General features: G+C 34.9%; 19 protein-coding genes. All 19 read right to left on the bottom strand.

The window, feature by feature from the left end; genetic code table 11:
• Positions 1-183 precede the first annotated feature (183 nt).
• The gene (gene recA / locus ACFSW4_RS05650) at positions 184-1,224 is read right to left on the bottom strand and encodes a recombinase RecA (protein ID WP_377328016.1); all 1,041 of its coding nucleotides are present in this window, start codon (positions 1,222-1,224) and stop codon (positions 184-186) included.
• 168 nt (positions 1,225-1,392) lie between these two features.
• Complete coding sequence (locus tag ACFSW4_RS05645) at positions 1,393-2,646, bottom strand: competence/damage-inducible protein A (RefSeq protein ID WP_377328014.1); 1,254 nt, start codon at positions 2,644-2,646, stop codon at positions 1,393-1,395.
• Positions 2,643-3,221, bottom strand: a complete 579-nt coding sequence (gene pgsA / locus ACFSW4_RS05640; RefSeq protein ID WP_054751440.1) for a CDP-diacylglycerol--glycerol-3-phosphate 3-phosphatidyltransferase — start codon at positions 3,219-3,221, stop codon at positions 2,643-2,645. Before pgsA ends, ACFSW4_RS05645 begins: the two co-directional genes overlap by 4 nt.
• 58 nt (positions 3,222-3,279) lie before the next feature.
• Positions 3,280-4,182: a helix-turn-helix domain-containing protein gene (locus tag ACFSW4_RS05635; RefSeq protein WP_279401193.1), complete on the bottom strand. Its 903-nt coding sequence runs from the start codon at positions 4,180-4,182 to the stop codon at positions 3,280-3,282.
• Positions 4,183-4,200: 18 nt separating this feature from the next.
• Positions 4,201-4,998, bottom strand: coding sequence for a DUF3388 domain-containing protein (locus ACFSW4_RS05630; protein WP_377328012.1), 798 nt, complete (start codon positions 4,996-4,998; stop codon positions 4,201-4,203).
• Between the two features lie 208 nt (positions 4,999-5,206).
• A complete protein-coding gene (locus ACFSW4_RS05625) occupies positions 5,207-5,467 on the bottom strand; it encodes a DUF3243 domain-containing protein (protein ID WP_054751443.1) in 261 nt (86 codons plus the stop codon).
• A gap of 72 nt (positions 5,468-5,539) precedes the next feature.
• On the bottom strand, positions 5,540-6,259 hold the full coding sequence (gene ymfI / locus ACFSW4_RS05620) for an elongation factor P 5-aminopentanone reductase (protein ID WP_377328010.1): 720 nt from the start codon (positions 6,257-6,259) through the stop codon (positions 5,540-5,542).
• Positions 6,260-7,552: an EF-P 5-aminopentanol modification-associated protein YfmH gene (gene yfmH / locus ACFSW4_RS05615; RefSeq protein WP_377328008.1), complete on the bottom strand. Its 1,293-nt coding sequence runs from the start codon at positions 7,550-7,552 to the stop codon at positions 6,260-6,262.
• Positions 7,545-8,834 carry an EF-P 5-aminopentanol modification-associated protein YfmF gene (yfmF, locus tag ACFSW4_RS05610; RefSeq protein ID WP_377328006.1) on the bottom strand — a complete coding sequence of 430 codons (1,290 nt, stop codon included), beginning with the start codon at positions 8,832-8,834 and terminating at the stop codon, positions 7,545-7,547. The genes yfmH and yfmF overlap by 8 nt, the downstream gene beginning before the upstream one ends.
• Positions 8,835-8,928: 94 nt before the next feature.
• Positions 8,929-11,244: an FtsK/SpoIIIE family DNA translocase gene (locus ACFSW4_RS05605; RefSeq protein WP_377328004.1), complete on the bottom strand. Its 2,316-nt coding sequence runs from the start codon at positions 11,242-11,244 to the stop codon at positions 8,929-8,931.
• Between the two features lie 92 nt (positions 11,245-11,336).
• Entirely contained in the window at positions 11,337-11,543 is a 207-nt protein-coding gene (locus ACFSW4_RS05600; RefSeq protein ID WP_054751447.1) for a YlzJ-like family protein, read from the bottom strand.
• On the bottom strand, positions 11,540-12,280 hold the full coding sequence (locus tag ACFSW4_RS05595) for a ClpP family protease (protein WP_377328002.1): 741 nt from the start codon (positions 12,278-12,280) through the stop codon (positions 11,540-11,542). The genes ACFSW4_RS05600 and ACFSW4_RS05595 overlap by 4 nt, the downstream gene beginning before the upstream one ends.
• A gap of 100 nt (positions 12,281-12,380) precedes the next feature.
• On the bottom strand, positions 12,381-13,247 hold the full coding sequence (gene dapA, locus ACFSW4_RS05590; protein WP_054751449.1) for a 4-hydroxy-tetrahydrodipicolinate synthase: 867 nt from the start codon (positions 13,245-13,247) through the stop codon (positions 12,381-12,383).
• The gene (dapG, locus tag ACFSW4_RS05585) at positions 13,247-14,467 is read right to left on the bottom strand and encodes an aspartate kinase (RefSeq protein ID WP_377328000.1); all 1,221 of its coding nucleotides are present in this window, start codon (positions 14,465-14,467) and stop codon (positions 13,247-13,249) included. Before dapG ends, dapA begins: the two co-directional genes overlap by 1 nt.
• Positions 14,464-15,516, bottom strand: coding sequence for an aspartate-semialdehyde dehydrogenase (locus ACFSW4_RS05580; RefSeq protein WP_377327998.1), 1,053 nt, complete (start codon positions 15,514-15,516; stop codon positions 14,464-14,466). Before ACFSW4_RS05580 ends, dapG begins: the two co-directional genes overlap by 4 nt.
• Before the next feature lie 67 nt (positions 15,517-15,583).
• Positions 15,584-16,168 carry a dipicolinate synthase subunit B gene (gene dpaB, locus ACFSW4_RS05575; RefSeq protein WP_377327996.1) on the bottom strand — a complete coding sequence of 195 codons (585 nt, stop codon included), beginning with the start codon at positions 16,166-16,168 and terminating at the stop codon, positions 15,584-15,586.
• A gap of 18 nt (positions 16,169-16,186) precedes the next feature.
• Complete coding sequence (gene dpaA, locus ACFSW4_RS05570) at positions 16,187-17,062, bottom strand: dipicolinic acid synthetase subunit A (protein WP_377327994.1); 876 nt, start codon at positions 17,060-17,062, stop codon at positions 16,187-16,189.
• A 139-nt stretch (positions 17,063-17,201) separates the two neighbouring features.
• Entirely contained in the window at positions 17,202-17,441 is a 240-nt protein-coding gene (locus tag ACFSW4_RS05565; protein WP_054751451.1) for a YlmC/YmxH family sporulation protein, read from the bottom strand.
• 20 nt (positions 17,442-17,461) lie between these two features.
• On the bottom strand, positions 17,462-18,682 hold the full coding sequence (locus tag ACFSW4_RS05560; protein WP_054751453.1) for a M16 family metallopeptidase: 1,221 nt from the start codon (positions 18,680-18,682) through the stop codon (positions 17,462-17,464).
• Between the last annotated feature and the right edge of the window lie 4 nt (positions 18,683-18,686).

Genomic DNA, 18,686 nt, shown 5'->3' with positions numbered 1-18,686 from the left:
CTTTCCGCAGGCACGGCTTCAACTTCTCCATACGTACTTCCGTACGTATGGAGTGATTTTCAGCTCGTGCTGTTCCTGCTGGAGTCTCGCATTTTGACTACGCTAATAACATTCAATGTTTGGTTTTTAAATAGTTATTTTTCTTCTTGTCTCAGCCTCTTTACTATTAACAAGACGACAAATTTATTCTAAATTTAATTCTTCTTGCCCTTCTTCTTCCACAACGTCCTCATCATTCTTTTCAAAGTTATAGTGAGCTCTGATTGCTTGTGTTACTTCATCATAAACATCTGGATTGTCTTTTAAAAATTGTTTAGCGTTTTCACGGCCCTGTCCTAGTTTCTCACCATTATACGAGAACCAAGCACCACTCTTTTGAACAATGTCTAGGTTTGAACCAATATCTAATATTTCACCTTCACGTGAAATTCCTTCTCCATACATGATATCTACTTCAGCTTGCTTGAATGGTGGTGCTACCTTGTTTTTAACAACTTTAATTCTAGTCTTATTACCAACCATTTCATTACCTTGTTTTAAAGTTTCAGCGCGGCGTACTTCTAATCTTACAGAAGAATAGAATTTTAGTGCACGTCCACCTGGTGTCGTTTCAGGGTTACCGAACATAACTCCAACTTTTTCACGGATCTGGTTGATGAAAATGGCAGTAGATTTAGATTTATTAATAGCACCTGATAGTTTACGAAGCGCTTGAGACATTAATCTAGCTTGTAAACCTACGTGCGCATCTCCCATTTCGCCTTCGATTTCAGCTTTTGGTACTAATGCCGCTACTGAGTCTACGACAATAATATCAACTGCTCCACTTCTAACTAACGCTTCAGCAATTTCTAATGCTTGTTCACCTGTGTCAGGCTGAGAAAGTAATAAATCATCTATGTTTACTCCTAATGCCTTAGCATATACAGGATCTAGTGCATGCTCAGCATCAATAAACGCAGCTTGTCCGCCTTGTTTTTGCGCTTCTGCAATGGCATGCAAGGCAACTGTTGTTTTACCAGAAGATTCAGGACCATATATTTCAACAACGCGTCCGCGAGGGTAACCACCTACACCAAGTGCTACATCTAATGATAATGAGCCGCTTGATACGGTTGAAACCGTTTGTCCTTCTTGTTCTCCTAATTTCATAATGGACCCTTTACCAAATTGCTTTTCAATTTGTTTTAAAGCCATATCTAATGCTTGTTTACGATCACTCATCTTAAATAGTCCCCCTTCGATTAAGTAACTCTATCATACTACTTTTTAGATTATTTGCCAACAAAAAAGCGAATATTTGTTCTGTTTTATATCGTAAGAAAACATCATTTTCTCATACCAAAGCTATCATTTTTGATAAAAAATGAAAAGAAAATGATGTTTTCCCAGCTAGTAAAATTTTTTTATAAAATTTATTAAAAGCTTAAAACCTTCTAGAACAGCTTGTTCTCTCACTATGTTCCTTCCACCCGATAGGTGTCTTTCGTGTACCTTTGTATGGTCTTCTGATGAAACTGCAATAAACACGGTGCCAGGTTCATGTCCATCTACAGGATCATCTCCAGCTATTCCAGTAAAACTAATAGCAATCTCAGTGTTTAACTTTTCTCTAGTCTTCTCAGCCATATCCTTAGCACATGCTTTACTAACAGCACCTTGGTTATCCAATATTGAAGAAGAAACACCAACTACGTGTTCTTTTACTTCATTTGTATAAGAAACAATTGAGCCATTTAATATGGATGATGCACCATCATGTTGTACAAGAGTCGAAGCAAACAATCCGCCTGTTAAACTTTCACAAGAACTAATGGTCAGTTTTTTATCTTTGCATATATTCATTAACTGAACTTCTAATGGAATATGCCCATAACCTGTAAAGTATCCTCCTACTCGATCCATGATTTGTTGTTCAACTGGTGCCATTAATTCATCACTTTCGATCTCACTTGTTGCTTTAGCTGTCAACCTTAAGGTAACATAACCGTTTCCTGCCAGCGGAGCGATGGTAGGATTGGACTGATTTCTTATTAAATCTTGAAGTTCAGTTTCTAAAATGGATTCACCAATACCTTGAAAGCTTAACACTTTACTATATAATTTAGTTGTTAAAACACCATGTTTATCTAAAAAAGGCACAACCTGTTCTGATACAAGCCACTTCATCTCACGTGGTACGCCAGGAAGAAAGATCCACCAAGTGTTGTTAAATTCATAAAATAAACCAGGTGCCATACCTACTTCATTATTAAAAACCGTACCACCTTTAAAGCAAAGAGCTTGTTTTTGGTTGTTTTCTGTCATAGTTTGATTTTTCAGTTCAAAATAATGTTTAATTTTATTGATTGTACTCTGATCAGTTTCAAGTTCCGTACCAAATAGCTTAGCAGCCACTTCTCTAGTTAAATCATCATCCGTTGGCCCTAAACCTCCTGTTACAAATACTATGTTCGATCGATTTTGTGCTTCAGAAAAAGCTGAATATAAGCGATCAAAATTATCGCCAACAGTTTGTTTATAGTAAACATTTATACCAGAGTTTGCTAACACTTCCGATAACCAAGCTGAGTTGGTATCGACAATCTGGCCTAAGAGCAATTCTGTTCCAACTGTAATAATTTCACATTTAGTGTCTTCAATCATTTCGAATCCCTCATGACATGCCAGTTCTTAATAAAGTAGTCTACACCTGAAATAACCGTTATTAGTGCAGCAGCATATAAAAAGACGGTTCCAATCGGAAAACCTATATATGAAAATGGGAAGTGATGTAATAAAAGGAAGCCCGCTGCTCCAATTTGTAAAGTTGTTTTGAGTTTTCCCATTTGACCTGCCGCTAACACGATTCCTTCTCCAGCTGCTACTAACCTTAACCCAGTCACTGCAAATTCACGGCTAATAATAATGATGACAATCCAAGCTGGAGCCATCCCTAGTTCTACTAAACAAATTAAAGCTGCAGACACAAGTAACTTATCAGCTAACGGATCTAAAAACTTACCCAAATTCGTTACTAGATTATATTTGCGTGCATAGTGACCATCGACCCAATCTGTAAATGATGCAATTAAAAATAAAATCGCTGCAATTAAATGGTCAACTGGTAAATCATACTCTCCAATTGATAGCAAACCCCAGTCAAAAGGAACAACAATTAAAATGATAAAAATAGGAATTAAAAAAATACGAGAAATAGTAATCTTATTTGGTATATTCATTTGTAGCCCTCCAACTTCACATGAAATAAATCCTTTGCATACAGCAAAGGATTATAACTTATTCTTCCGCTAATCTAATGTAGATATGTTGACGAATGTAATTGTCATCTTCGTTAGGATCAAATTCATATTGTAGTTCTTTTCCGTTAACTGTAATAGTTAATCCCTGCGCACTACCAATGTTTAAGTATACTTCATTTTCCTCAATGTCAAATTCTAATGGAGAATTATCAGGAGTAAGCATTCCCTGAAAATACTCTGAGTTACCTTGAACTTGTAACCAATTTTGATCACTAGTAGTTGCTAAAGATAGTTTTATTTGGTCTACATTACTAACTTCATAGATTGTTTCCACTTTACTTTCATCACTGGAAACTACATTAATCTCAGTAGAAGGCTCTTCTGGTTCTTCATTAGCATTCTCATCTTCATTTTGATTCTCTTGCTCAGTTGTATTTTCCTCTTGCTGAGACTCCTCTTCACCACTTGTTCCTTGTTCATCTTCTTCAGGTGCTGTAATCACTTCATTATCATCAACTTGATTACCAGGGTTAGATTCACCTGGGTCCATGAAGTTAATCACTGCATAGTAAATGGCAAATAATATAGCTACTACAAGTAAAATGACAAGTACTTTAGGTAAGTAATTGAACAGTGGATTAGAACCTCCACTTGAGGCTCGACTGGATCTTGATGGCGTCACATATTCATATTGCTGAGCAGCTTGAGATGCAGGCAATTCATCCTTATGTTCATCTAATAGTTCATCTCCATTTAAGCCAACAGCTTCTGCATATTCTCTAACAAATGCTCGCACATAAAAAACGCCAGGCAAAACTGACCAATCATTATTTTCAAGAGATTCTAGATAACGTTTTTGAATTTTAGTTTCCTTTTGCAGATCATCTAAAGTTAAATCCTTTTCAATTCTTGCTTCTTTAAGTCTTTCGCCTATTTGCATGTCTAACACCGTCCAGTTTTATTCAAAATCAAACATTGAAAACCCATCTTGCTCATCAAATTCTGGTTTATTAATTTTCTCATACGTAATTTCTTCATCTTCATTATTGCGCAGTTCAATAAAGTAATCAAAGTCATCCAAAGTATACTCAGAATGTTGCACGAACACATCGGGGTGTTCTACAACTTTAACTGCAGGTAACTGCATAACCTCTCTTATGACTTGCCAATGTTTATCACTCGAGCGTTTAACCGATACTACGCCATCTAATATATATAAATAATCTTTATGATATTCATGCTTAATTAGTTGGCTTCTGACTGTTTGCTTTAACAAAGTGCTTGATAAAAACAGCCATTTTTTATTGGCACATACACTTGCAGCAACGACAGATTCGGTTTTTCCTACTCGTGGCATCCCTCTAATACCTATTAAAACATGATCATCTTTTTTAAATAATTCAGCCATAAAGTCTACTAAAATACCTAACTCATCTCGAACGAAACGAAACGTCTTTTTATCATCCGAGTCACTTTTTATGTAACGGCCATGCATAACAGCCAAACGGTCACGTAATTTCGGCCGTCTAATTTTTTTGACTTGAATCGTCCTCATTGTATCTAATATCGTCACAAGACGTTTCATATTTTTATCTTCTTTACTTAGTAAAAGCATTCCTCTATGTGCATCTTCTACACCATTAATCATAATAATATTAATCGATAACATCCCAAGAAGTGATGAGATGTCTCCTAATAAACCTGGTCGGTTATACAAAATTTCATATTCTAGATACCAATCTTTACGTTCTTCCATCATAGGCCCTCCAACCAAGTTTCCTAAACTTATATGAAATAATTAACAATGTTAATACTATAATAAATTATTTTTCTATATAATAAAAGGATGTTTATCATATTTTAGTAAAAACTTGTCCTTTATATTTAATAATAAATTAAAAGACTCATTAAAAATTTAACAATAAAAGGAATCCCGAAAGATAGAATATCTTTCGGGATTAACCTTATTGACCAGTTCCTTCATTTTGTACTAACTTAACCATCATATTCGCAATGACATGGCGTTCTTCTTCAGAAGCTACATTCCATAAATCACGTAACATTGCTTCTTCATCATTTTTAGCATCTACTTGAGTTGCTAAATGTTCTCCAACTTCATAAGCAAGCTCGTTAATCGTACTGTCTGGAACACCATTTTCTTGCGCTTGATGTAAGCGATCACCTAAAAAGTCTTTCCACTGTTCGAAGTTATCTAATACTGACATGTTAGTTCCTCCTTATATACATACTTTCAATTCTTATTTTTTACGGAAGATCTAACATTATACACAGATTATTTAAGTTAATTGACCTCCATTGACTCTAATCACTTCCCCGTGAATATACTGAGCGTCTTTATGGCATAAAAATAATACTGTTTTCGCAACATCTTTTGGAGTACCTAACCTTCCTAAAGGCACATCCTTTAAATAGTCTTGTGTATCTTTTAAAGATAAATGACCATTCATTTTGGATTCAATAAAACCAGGACTTACAGCGTTTACTCGAACAGATGATTGCCCTACTTCTTTAGCTAATGCCTTTACGAATGAGATCTGGGCTCCTTTAATAGCTGAATAATAGACCTCTTGACTCCCACCTATTTCACCCCAAATGGAAGATACAACAATAATATTACCATTTTGTTTGTTAACCATCTGAGGTAGATAGTTTTTAGTTATAGATACTGTCGACTTTAAATGAATGCGATATAACCGATCAAGTTCATCTATACTCATATCAGTCATTAATCCATAAGATGCCTTTCCTTGAGCAAAAATGATGATGTCTACCTGAAAAGGTATAGACATCATCACATCATCTAAATCATCTTTAGATAAATCAGCTTTAACAGTCATTAACATCTGATCTTCATCAAGCTGTTTTGATATTAAGTCAATAACGTTTTTATTTTGATAATAGTGTAAAATAAACTGATAAGAATATTGGGATAGTTCTTTAACAATCGCACTACCAATTTCTCCACTTGCACCAATAACTAATACTGTTTGTCTCAATTATTTCTCATCCTCAGGCAACACCATGCAAATAGAAATGCGGTCTTCAGAAATCCAATCATCTGTTACACGGTTCACATCATCTAAACTTAATTGCTCTAATATTTCAAATACATCACGATAATCAATTCCTAAATGATGATAATGGATAAATGTGTTAGCTGTTCCTTCTAATTCATTAAATTCTCTAACTAACTCACCATATTTTTTCTTTTTAGCGCGTTCAAAGTCATCTTGTTTGATCGGCTCATTCTTTATGGATAAGAGCATTTCCTTCACTCTTTCTCCGAATTCTCTTGGTTTAGTTGTGCTTCCACCAATAGCCGCAAATCCAAATGATTCTTCTAAGTATTGCTCTAATCTTAATTTATCAATAACTAAGCCTTTTTGATATAGTTCTTCATAAAAAGAGCCACTTTTAGAGAAGTATAAATCTAATATCATATCCCGTACTAAATCATTTTTTAGTAACTGGTCTTTATTTAATGATTCTTTCTTCTCTTTAACAGCAATCATACACTTGGGTGTTGTAACAGGCATATAAATCTTCTCGACCTTTTTGTAAACTTCATCTTTTTCATCACCATAAAACCTGTCAATCCCATTTGGTTCATCAAACGTTTTATTGTTTTGGTTATTTTTAATTAAAGTTGCCATACTGTCTAAATCAAAATTGCCAATAACAAAGATAGACATATTAGATGGATGATAAAACGTGTTATAGCAAGTATACAAATCTTCATGAGTAATATCGTAAATAGAATCTACAGTACCAGCAATATCAATACGAACAGGATGATGTTCATAAAGGGACCCAATCGTACCAAAGAACAGCCTCCAATCAGCTTGGTCATCATACATTTTAATCTCTTGTTCAATAATACCCTTTTCTTTTTCAACTGTTTGTTCAGTAAAATAAGGATCTTGAACAAAGTTTAATAATGTTTCAACATTCTTTTCTTCGTCAGACGTACTCGAAAAAAGGTAAGCTGTTTGTGTAAAAGACGTAAAAGCGTTGGCAGAAGCTCCTCTTTCAGAAAACTGCTGGAAGACATCACCATCTTCTTTTTCAAACATTTTGTGTTCAAGAAAATGCGCAATACCATCAGGTACTGTCACTTTCTCATTTTCTCCAATTGGCGTGAACGTTTGATCAATCGAACCATATTTGGTTGAAAAGATAGCAAATGTTTTCTCCACTTCCGGCTTTGAAAGTAGAAACAAATCAAGACCATTATCTAATTTTTCATGATACATCTGTTCATTGATACGAGGAATTTTCAATTTATTCATGACTTTCACCTCCGTCTTCTGCTGTTAAAAAGTATACCGTATCAAGTTCAACTTGATTGGCTACTCGTACAATGTCTTCTTTAGTTACTTGATCAATTTCATTTAAGACATGATCCATATCATTAAATTGGCCTGAAACCACTTGTTGATAATAGTACTCAACCATGCCTCCAGCACGATCGATGGTTTCCTTTAACTGGTGAGTAATAGCCTTTTTTGTTTGATCAATTTCATCTTCTGATATCTGACCACTCTTAATATCTTCATGTTGCTGGATTATGATTTCTTTGGCTTGATCAAATTTATCAGGTGCAATACCACTAAATACCAACATTAATCCTTTATTACTTTCAAGTCTTGATGCTGCGTAATAAGCTAACGAATGCTTTTCACGCACGTTTAAGAAAAGCTTAGAATGTGGGAAAGCCCCAAAAACACCATTAAATACTTGTAGTGTTCTATAATCAGAGTCCCTATAAGTAATACCTGTTCGATAACCTAAATGTAGCTTTGCCTGTTGGACCTTTTGTTTTTCAGTAATTTCGTTAACTTGTTCTACCTTTTTATGCTCAGATTGTATAACTTTCGTTGATGGCTCACGATTAAAATTAAAAACACTTTCAATTACTGGTTTAACTTCTTCTTCTTCAAAGTCACCTACAAAAAATACATCAAGAGCATCTTCATTAATCATTTGCTGATAGGTCTTGTAAAGAGTTGAAGCGTTAATCTGATCCATATCATCTAAGTATCCATGTGCGTGCACACTATATTTTTCGTCTTGACACATTTCATCTATTAAACGCATGTTAGCAAATTGCATTTTCTCATCGACTATAGACTTAATCTTATTTGTTAACGTTTCCTTTTCTTTAGCAACAATTTTAGAATCAAATTCATTTTGTTCAACTTTTGGATTAGCCGCTACTTCATATAAAAATTGGAGACATTCTTTAATTAATTGATTGGCATTCGGAATAAACTTTTCATTCGCAAAGTCTAATACAAACGTAATGACATGGTTTTCTCCCTTTTTACCCGAGTTAATTGAAAACTTCGCCCCATAAAGTTCATCTAATCGTAATCTTAACGCTTTTTCTGAAGGGTATTGTTTCGTTCCTTTTTGTAGAACGAAAGGTAATAGTGCACGTTCTGTAATATTATCTCGATCTAGAGGCCTAGCAAATTTAAGAGCTACTGTATTAGTTTTAAACTTTTTTGTTTGTATAAGATGCAAATTGTATTCATTTTTTTCGAATTGTTGATGGTTTAATTTTGGCATATTATACCTCCTTTTTTACTCTATCTTATATTCTACCCTAAATATACATTCAATACGAAAAATCCCTCTAAAAATAAGAGGGATCGTTCGTCAGTTATGAACTTGATGTTTGCTCTTGTTCTTCCTCTTGATATTGACTTACTAATACTTTCCTGGGTTTACTCCCCTCATATGGACCGACAATTCCTCGTTCTTCCATTGCATCAATTAATCTTGCTGCACGAGTATATCCCACTCTAAACTTACGTTGCAACATGGAAACACTAGCGCTTTGCATACTAACAATCAATTGTACCGCATCTTCATACAGTTCATCGTCTACATCATTTTGCACTTCACTAACTTCTTCAGGAATCATTTCTTCTTGGTATTGAGCTTTTTGCTGTTCAACACAGTAATCTACAATACGCTCAACTTCTTCGTCAGATAAGAAAGCACCTTGAATACGTGTCGGTTTAGATGCACCTACAGGGAAAAAGAGCATGTCCCCTTTTCCGAGTAATTTTTCTGCTCCTCCACCATCTAAAATTGTTCTAGAATCTGTAGCTGAAGACACACTAAAGGCAATTCTAGATGGAATATTAGCTTTAATGACACCTGTTATAACATCAACTGAAGGTCTTTGAGTTGCAATAATCAAATGTATGCCCGCCGCACGTGCCATTTGAGCTAACCTTGTGATTGAATCTTCTACTTCATTTGAAGCAACCATCATTAAATCGGCCAACTCATCAATTAATACGACAACGTAAGGTAAGTGCGGATGATTTTCGTCTTCTCTCTCGTTCACTTTATCGATGTATTCGTTATAACTTTCAATATTACGAGTACCTGTATCTGAAAATAAATCGTAACGTCTTTCCATTTCAGAAACGATTTTCTTTAGTGCCTGTGAGGCTTTTTTAGGGTCAGTGACAACTGGCGCTAATAAATGAGGTATTCCGTTATATACGTTTAACTCAACTTTTTTAGGATCAATCATCATCATTTTCACTTCGTGTGGTTTGGCTCTGAGTAAAATACTTGTAATGATTCCATTCACACACACACTTTTACCACTACCTGTAGCACCAGCTATTAATAAGTGAGGCATTTTATTTAGTTCTGCTGTGATTGCCTCACCTGCAATATCTCTTCCTAATCCAAATAATAATTTAGAAGGCAGGCTTTGTGCATGTTGCACAACTTCTCTTAAGGATACTTGAGCAACTTCAGTATTAGGCACTTCTATACCGATAGCAGATTTGCCTGGAATAGGCGCTTCAATACGAATATCTTTTGCAGCTAATGCTAATGCCAAATCATCATGTAGATTAACAATTTTACTTACTTTAACTCCTACATCAGGGTACACTTCGTATTTAGTTACTGCAGGCCCAACATGTACTTTTGTAACTTTAGCCTTTACACCGAAACTATGAAACGTTTTTTCTAACTTTTGAACAGTAGATTGAATTTGTGATTTTTCTTGTTGTTGAGAATGAGCAACAGGACTTCTTAATAATTGAAGTGATGGTAACTTATATGATTCATTTTCCACTTCAGCCATAGGTAAAGCTTTAATTTCATCCTCTTTAGAATCTGACCCATCTTCTTTTTGAACCGTCTCAGTCCACTGTTTTGTTTCCAATGACTCTGATGAATTTTCTTCAACATACTTTTGGAAATCTTCTATTACCGGCTCGGCTTCAGACTGAGTCACTTCATTTTGCTCAATATTATATGTTGTTTCAACAGCTTTTTCCTCATCTTGAGCTTGCTTTCTAGCTTCCTTTTCTTCTCTTCGTTTTTCAAATCGTTCTTTTATATTATTTGTTGTTTGACGAATTTTATCTATGATTCTAGCAAGTACATCTGAGATCGATTTCTCACTTAACAACATAAACCCAATTAATACGCCAAAAACAGCAAGAACTTTTGCTCCTGCTGCAGACAATAAATAATAGCTTGCAGCAAATAATGAAGCCCCAATCATACCAGCTCCAATATACTGGTAATCTACTAATCCAGATTGGTAACTTTCATAGTAATCCCAAGTAATACCAAAAATATTTTGATCAGGATATTGTTTAACCACAACATCAAATGTTTGAACATGAGTAAAAAGGAGGACTGAACCAAATAAAATATAAAATCCAACCCACTTAGATGATGTAAATTGAGGCCATTTTCGTTTAAACATTAAATAAACCCCAATAATAAACAAGGATAGACTGACCACTATGTACCAAAAACCAAATAGCCACTGAAAGAGTGTGACAAACACATGTGGGATAAATCCTTCTCCGATTGTACTAATTCCACTTGAAAAGATGGCACTTAAAATGAGTAATAATCCAATCAATTCAAACTGTAATACGTGACGTTTTTTTCTTCTTGTTTGCTTTTTCTTCTTTTTACGTTTAGCCATCGTATCCCCCCAAAATAAGGAAGCAGCCTTATGCTGGCTGCTCTTGTGTGGTATATATTATACCATAGTTATCCAATCTTTTGGATAAGACTTTATAAGTAATAAGTCGTTCCTGGTTGTAATTCTTTATTTAAATAATCTGCTGGGTCTGTTGAAGTCATGTGTACAATTTGATATCCATTTAAATCCGGATCTCGGCGCAACTTAACCGTGGCATGCTTGACAGTTACAAATTGATATACACTTTGATCCTCATCTTCAAAAATCTCTTGTTCATCTAAAGGGGTGTACAAAATCATTGAATCACCTGCTCACCTTTATTAGAGTCAATCATTTCATTTAATTTCTCAATTGCTTCCTTCACACCACCAACATCGTCAATTAATCCGCAATCTACTGCATCTTTACCTACTACATTCGTACCAATGTCACGAGTTAAATTACCTTTCGCAAACATTAGCTCCTTAAAATCTTCTTCAGTAATGTTGGAATTTTTAACGACAAAATTAATAACGCGGTCTTGCATTTTATCTAAGTATTCAAATGTTTGTGGAACCCCGATTACAAGTCCAGTCAATCTAATTGGGTGTATCGTCATCGTCGCTGTTTCAGTAATAAACGAGTAATTAGCAGAAACAGCAATTGGAACTCCAATCGAATGTCCACCACCTAAGACAATTGATACAGTCGGTTTTGATATAGTTGAAATCATTTCAGAGATCGCTAAACCAGCTTCTACATCTCCACCTACTGTATTTAATAATAAAATAACTCCCTCAATTTTTGGATTTTGTTCAATAGCTACAATTTGGGGAATTAAATGTTCGTACTTAGTTGTCTTATTTTTTTGTGGTAACTGTAAGTGCCCTTCAATTTGGCCAATAATGGGTAGCACATGAATGTTAGATTCAGGTGCCTGTGGTACATTTGTTTGCCCTAACTGCTTAATTTTGTCCATTAACGAACCTTGTGCATCATCTTTGTTGTTATCATCAGTTTGTTCATCATTCTGTTGTTTTCTTTTTTCATCTGACATATTATCCACCTACCTTTGCCATTTAGTGTTTACAAATGCCAGATGTTCATACAAAAAGACTCCATTCATTTAGAATAGAGTCTTCAGATCACGTTAATAATTATTGTAATGCTTCTTTTAACTGCTTTTCTTCTTCAGATGTTAATGGTACTAATGGCAATCTTACAGAACCAACAGAGACACCTGCTTGATTTAATGCAGTTTTCACTGGAACTGGTGATGGAGCATTAAATAATGCTTTCATTTTAGGTAACAATTGCTGATGGAGTTGTGTAGCTTTAGTTACGTCTCCATCAAAATAAGACGTCACCATTTCTTGCATTTCATTTCCGTAAAGGTGAGCTGAAACTGATACAATTCCATCGCCACCAACAGATACAATCGGCAATGTAAAACCGTCATCACCACTATATAACTTAAAGTCATCATCTGTTTGAGCAACAATTTCAGTAATGGCTAGTAAGTCTTGACTTGATTCTTTAACCGCTACGATGTTAGGAACTTTTGATAATTTAACGATTGTTTCAACTGACATATTTACAGATGTTCTGCCTGGAATATTATATAGCATAATTGGTAAGTTAGTTAATTCAGCAATCGTTTTAAAATGCTGATATAAACCTTCTTGATTTGGTTTATTATAATATGGTGCAACTAACAAAATTGCATCTACACCAGTTGATTCAACCTTTTGAGTAAATTCAATGGTTTCTTTTGTATTATTACTACCCGTACCCGCAATAACAGGAATGCGTCCATTTGCTACTTCCGCAACATGTTTGTAAAGAGTTAATTTTTCTTCTTTAGATAGTGTTGGTGATTCACCTGTAGTACCTCCGACTACTAATGCATCAGAACCGTTGTTGATTAAATGTTCAACTAAAGCTTCAGTACGCTTTAGATCTAACTCATTTTGATCATCAAAGGGTGTGACCATAGCCGTAATGACCTTTCCAAAATTCATGATTAATCTCCTTCCTTACCTAAAAAACTATCATGAAGAGCATTGACTGCTGCTTCTAAGTCCTTCTCTTTAATTAATACCCAAATAGTCGTATGACTATCAGCAGATTGTAAAATTTGAATATTTTTTGTTGCCAATGCTGTTACGATTTTAGAGGCCACCCCTGGTACACCTTGGATTCCAGCACCTACTGTTGACACTTTTGCACAGTTTTCTTCTATAGTGTAACTCAAATCCATTGAATCCATAATGGATTGTGTTAACTTCCATTTATCTTTAGGTACTGTAAATGTAATCCCTTTTGATGAAATGTTAAAAAAGTCTACGGAAATACTTGCTTCAGCTAGTTGAGCAAAAACACGTTCATGTAGTTCAATCAAATTTTCTTGCGCATCAACATTAATTTGATATAGCCCAGACACTTGAGCTATACCTGTTACTAATGAATCTTGAATTGAGCGATCTATTGAACTATTTACCTTCGATGTCACTAAAGTTCCTTCATCATTAGAATAGGTTGAGCGTACTCTAAGCGGAATTTTTTCCTGCATTGCTATTTCGACTGCTCTAGGATGTATTACTTTAGATCCTTCATAAGCTAGATGTACAATCTCGCTGTAAGTCATCGCTTTTAATGTTTCGGCATGCTTCACTAACCTCGGGTCAGCTGTTTTAATACCATCCACATCAGTAAATATATCCACAAACTGAGCATTTAGTGCTGCTCCTAGTGCGACAGCAGATGTATCAGACCCTCCCCTGCCAAGGGTGGTCATATAGCCAAAACTATCCTGACCTTGGAATCCAGCTATTACAATGACTTGATTTGTATTAAACAAGGTGTTTATTAGATCAGGATTTACTTTTTCAATCCTAGCATTAGTGAAATCACTTGTTGTCATAATTCCAGCTTGAGCTCCTGAAATTGATGTAGCTGATAAACCATGATTCCTAAGCTCATTTGCAAAAACAACAGATGAAATAATTTCACCACAAGACATTAATTGATCAAGTTCCCTTTGAGAAACTTGATGGTCAGGATACTGTATTAAATCAAGTAAAGAATCAGTGGCGTAAGGTTCACCCTTACGCCCCATAGCTGATACAACGACTACAACTTGATGACCTTGATCAACAGCACTTTTAACATGCTGAATTGCTAGAGATCGAACATCTTCATCTCTAACGGATGTTCCCCCAAACTTTTGAACGATTACAGTCATTTTAGACCTCCAGGTTGCTGAATCAGTTTTTGTGCAATTTGAACTGAGTTCCATGCTGCACCTTTTAATAAGTTATCTGAAACGACCCAAAAATGGAAGCCGTGATCAACATCTAAATCTTTACGAACTCTACCAACAAACACATCTGTTTTACCTTCTGCTGATAAAGGGGTTGGATAAAGTTGATTATTAATATCATCTTCAAGCACTAATCCTTCTTGATCTCGCAAGGCGTTTTGTAAATCTTCAACTGTTAATTTTTCATCATTTACCTCAATGTAGACACTTTCAGCATGTGAATAGAAGAAAGGTAATCTAACACAAGTTGCTGCAACTTTAAGGTCCTCATTATGCATAATTTTCTTAGTTTCGTTAATCATTTTCATTTCTTCAAACGTATAATGATTATCCTCAAAAACATCAATTTGAGGTAACGCATTAAATGCAATAGGATAATGCTTTGGCTCTGATTTTACTGGTAATATATTTGTTTCAGGCTCTTCATCGTTTAATAGAGCTTGTGATTGACCCTTCAATTCTTCAACTGCATCATTACCAGCACCTGATACAGATTGATAGGTTGATACAATGACACGACTTAAACCATATTTCTGACGTATTGGTTCAAGTGCTACAACCATTTGAATAGTTGAGCAGTTTGGATTAGCGATAATTCCATTGTGTTTTTGAATGTCCTCTGGGTTAACTTCAGGTACAACTAATGGTACATCAGGATCCATTCTGAACGCACTTGTATTATCTATAACAACAGCACCGTGTTTTACTGCTTCATGTGCTAATTTTTTAGAAACAGATCCGCCTGCTGAAAATAATGCGATATCAACACCTTTAAATGCCTCTGGTGTCGCTTCTATTATTTCGATAGATTCCCCTTTAAATGTTACCTTTTTACCAGCGGAGCGTTTAGAAGCTAATGGATATAATTTTTCAACCGGAAAATCAATTTGTTCCAGCATTTCTAACATTTTTTGACCAACAGCTCCAGTTACTCCAACTACTGCTACATGATATTGTTTATTGTCTGCCATGTTTATTCCCTCCTCGAACACTTTAACGTCATTTTAACACAATTAAAAATTTCTTAAAGTAGTTTATCTAGTATTCTCGTAATATTGGCTGCAATTGTTCGCCCTCTATCGCTTTTTCTATCGTTTCTGCAAGTAAGTTCATATGCGCAACTAAAGAGGTCGGTTTTGAAGCTGGATCATCTTGACCAAATGGTACAAAATAAATATTTTTTGCTGCTAACAGTTTTGCTAGATTAGTACCATTTAGACCTATTGCATCATTAGTAGAAATAGCTAATACCACAGGTTTACGGTTCCGTAAAGTTGCTTTAGCTGCCATTAAAACAGGAGAGTCTGTTAATGCATTGGCAAATTTGCTTAAAGAGTTCCCTGTCATAGGAGCAATTACCATACAATCTAACGGTTCTTTTGGTCCTAAAGGCTCAGCTTCAGGAATTGATGAAATAAGAGGTTTCTGTGTGATGTCTTTTATTTTATTTAAATGATCCGCAGCATCACCAAATTTCGTATCCGTTGATTGAACTGTATAGGATACAATTGGAACAACCTCTGCTCCAAGATCCATTAATCTTTGCAATTCAGGAAAAGTTGCATCGTACGTGCAATGAGATCCAGTCAACCCAAATCCAATTCGTTTTCCTTTTAAATCCAATTGAGTTCAAGCTCCTTTCTAAGCTTTTTCTAGTATGATGTTGTGAATGACACGAGCCAGAATCATTCCGGCTGTTTTAGGTGCCACTAAACCTGGTAATCCAGGTGCTAATATTGCTTTAATTCCTCTTTTTTTTGCAAAACGAAAATCAACCCCACCTGGTTTTGAAGCTAAATCGAAAATGAGACTATCTTTAGGAAGTGCACTAATTAAAGAAGGTGTTACGATTAAAGCTGGGATCGTATTAATAAGAATATTACAATTATTTAGCGAGTCTTCTAACTCATCATAACGAAGTGGCGTTGCTTGATATTCAAAAATTCGGGCCAGTTCATCATCGTGTCTTGAGTAAACTGATACATTTGCTCCTAATCCTTTAAAAGTATTAATCAATGTTTTGCCGACACGACCTAAACCTAAAATCGTTACATTTGAATTATGGATTGTAAAATCAGTTTGCTGAATGGCAAACATCACGGTTCCTTCAGCTGTCGGGATTGAATTATAGATCGCAACATCATCACGATCGAACAATTTAATAATCCTGTCTTGAAAAGTATTCAGTTCACTTAAATATGGCGTCATAATTCCTGTAAACAATAAACATTGATCTGAGAATCCTTCTAACCACTCCTCAGAAATTTGTGGAGATGACTCTGCATAATGCCCTTCAGCATAACCTTTCTGATCTAAACCAGTTACAGGTAATATAATGGCATCTATTTTTTCTTTAGGAATGTGATCTAAATCAGTTAAAAATAGGCCATCAATTTCATCGTCTAATTCCTCATATCCTACTGCATACACAGTCGCATCCTTTTCAATTAACTGCTTCATCATCTCAACATGCCGGGCATCACCGCCAATTACTAATATTGACTTTCCAGTTAACATCCATATCACCTCGCTTACGTCATTCAGCCCAATATATCTTATGTCATGGCCCAAAAAAAGTGATTACAAGATTTATAAGAAGTAAAAATGACAAAATAAAAAAACTGACTCTCGAAGCCTGAGAATCAGTTTATAGACATCAAGATTTATTTGGTTTAACGATGATCATATCTTCTCCAATGACCTCTATATCTTTCCACTTAATCTTAGAATTCGTATCGCCCTTTTTTAAACCTAACATTGAAAAATCTTGAATAACGATTGATTCAATACGACCAGTTTCCGGATTAATTTCTAGATCTGTGTGACCTAAAATTCCTAAACGTTCACCCTTGTACGCATCAATTAACTCTTTTCCCGTTAAATCATTATAACGCATGATTCATCACCTCTAATACATTATACGTCTAAAGGAAGAATACATGCTTTAGATGGAGAATTATTAAATATTTGATCTGCTAAAGTAACTATGTCGTCTCTTGAAATATGTTCGAATTTATAAATTAATTCATCTAAAGTTAAATGTGGCTGATTCAATAATTCATTCATTCCATTTCGATGCATACGACTATTAGGGTTCTCTAATCCTAACACTAAATTACCTTTTAATTGCTGAATAGTGTTATAAAGCTCTTTATCTGTAATTCCTTCTTGTTTAATGTTCTGGACTGTTATATATATTTCTTCTTCTAGTTGATGCATTTGATCAACCGTTGTTGCCCCATAAATAGTCATTAACCCATTATCACGAAAAGCATTATGGTAAGAGAATATCGTATACGTCAGTCCTAAATCTTCTCTAATTCTTTGAAACAATCTTGAACTCATACTTCCACCAAGTACATTATTTAAGATATTAATATCATAAATCTGATCATCACCCACTGGAACGCCTTTATAACCTAAACATAAATGTGCTTGGGCTGTATCCTTTTCTTTTCTTATAGAGTCATTCGAATAGTGTTTCATTAGTAGATCTTCATTAGATGTTGAATTTGGGACATTAGAAAATAATTTTTGGATTTTCTTTGACAATTCTTTCGTGACGTTACCTGCAACTGAAATGACAATTCGATCTGAAGTATAAAATTGCTCCTTATAGTCTAAAATATTCTCTCTTGTTATTGATTCTAATGTTTTATGTTCTCCTAAAATAGGTTTTGATAATGGATGCTGTTTAAAGCTTATATCATGTAAGTAATCATGAATAATATCATCAGGCGTATCTTCAGTCATCGCAATTTCTTCATAAATAACACTTTTCTCTCGTTCAATCTCATCTTCATCAAAAGTGGAGTCAAAAATCATATCAAACATTAATTCCAAAGCAAAATCAGCGTGCTGATCCATTACTTTTGCATACAAACATGTGTATTCTTTAGACGTAAAAGCATTAGCATGTCCGCCAATAGCATCAAATGCTTCAGCTATATCCCGCGCGGATTTGGTTGAAGTTCCTTTAAAAAGCATGTGCTCGATAAGGTGTGAAATTCCGTTATTTTGGTCAACTTCATACCTAGAACCAGAAAGAATCCATATCCCAATTGAAACTGATCTTAATGATGGAAGATATTCTTCAACCACACGAATACCGTTCGAAAGTTCATGACGGTTAATCATTTAT

Origin of the sequence: Piscibacillus salipiscarius (genome assembly GCF_042685285.1) — a bacterium.
In the GTDB taxonomy this organism is placed as follows: domain Bacteria; phylum Bacillota; class Bacilli; order Bacillales; family Alkalibacillaceae; genus Piscibacillus; species Piscibacillus salipiscarius.
Note: the sequence above shows the minus strand (reverse complement) of the source record. Positions and strands in the feature narration are given on the sequence as shown.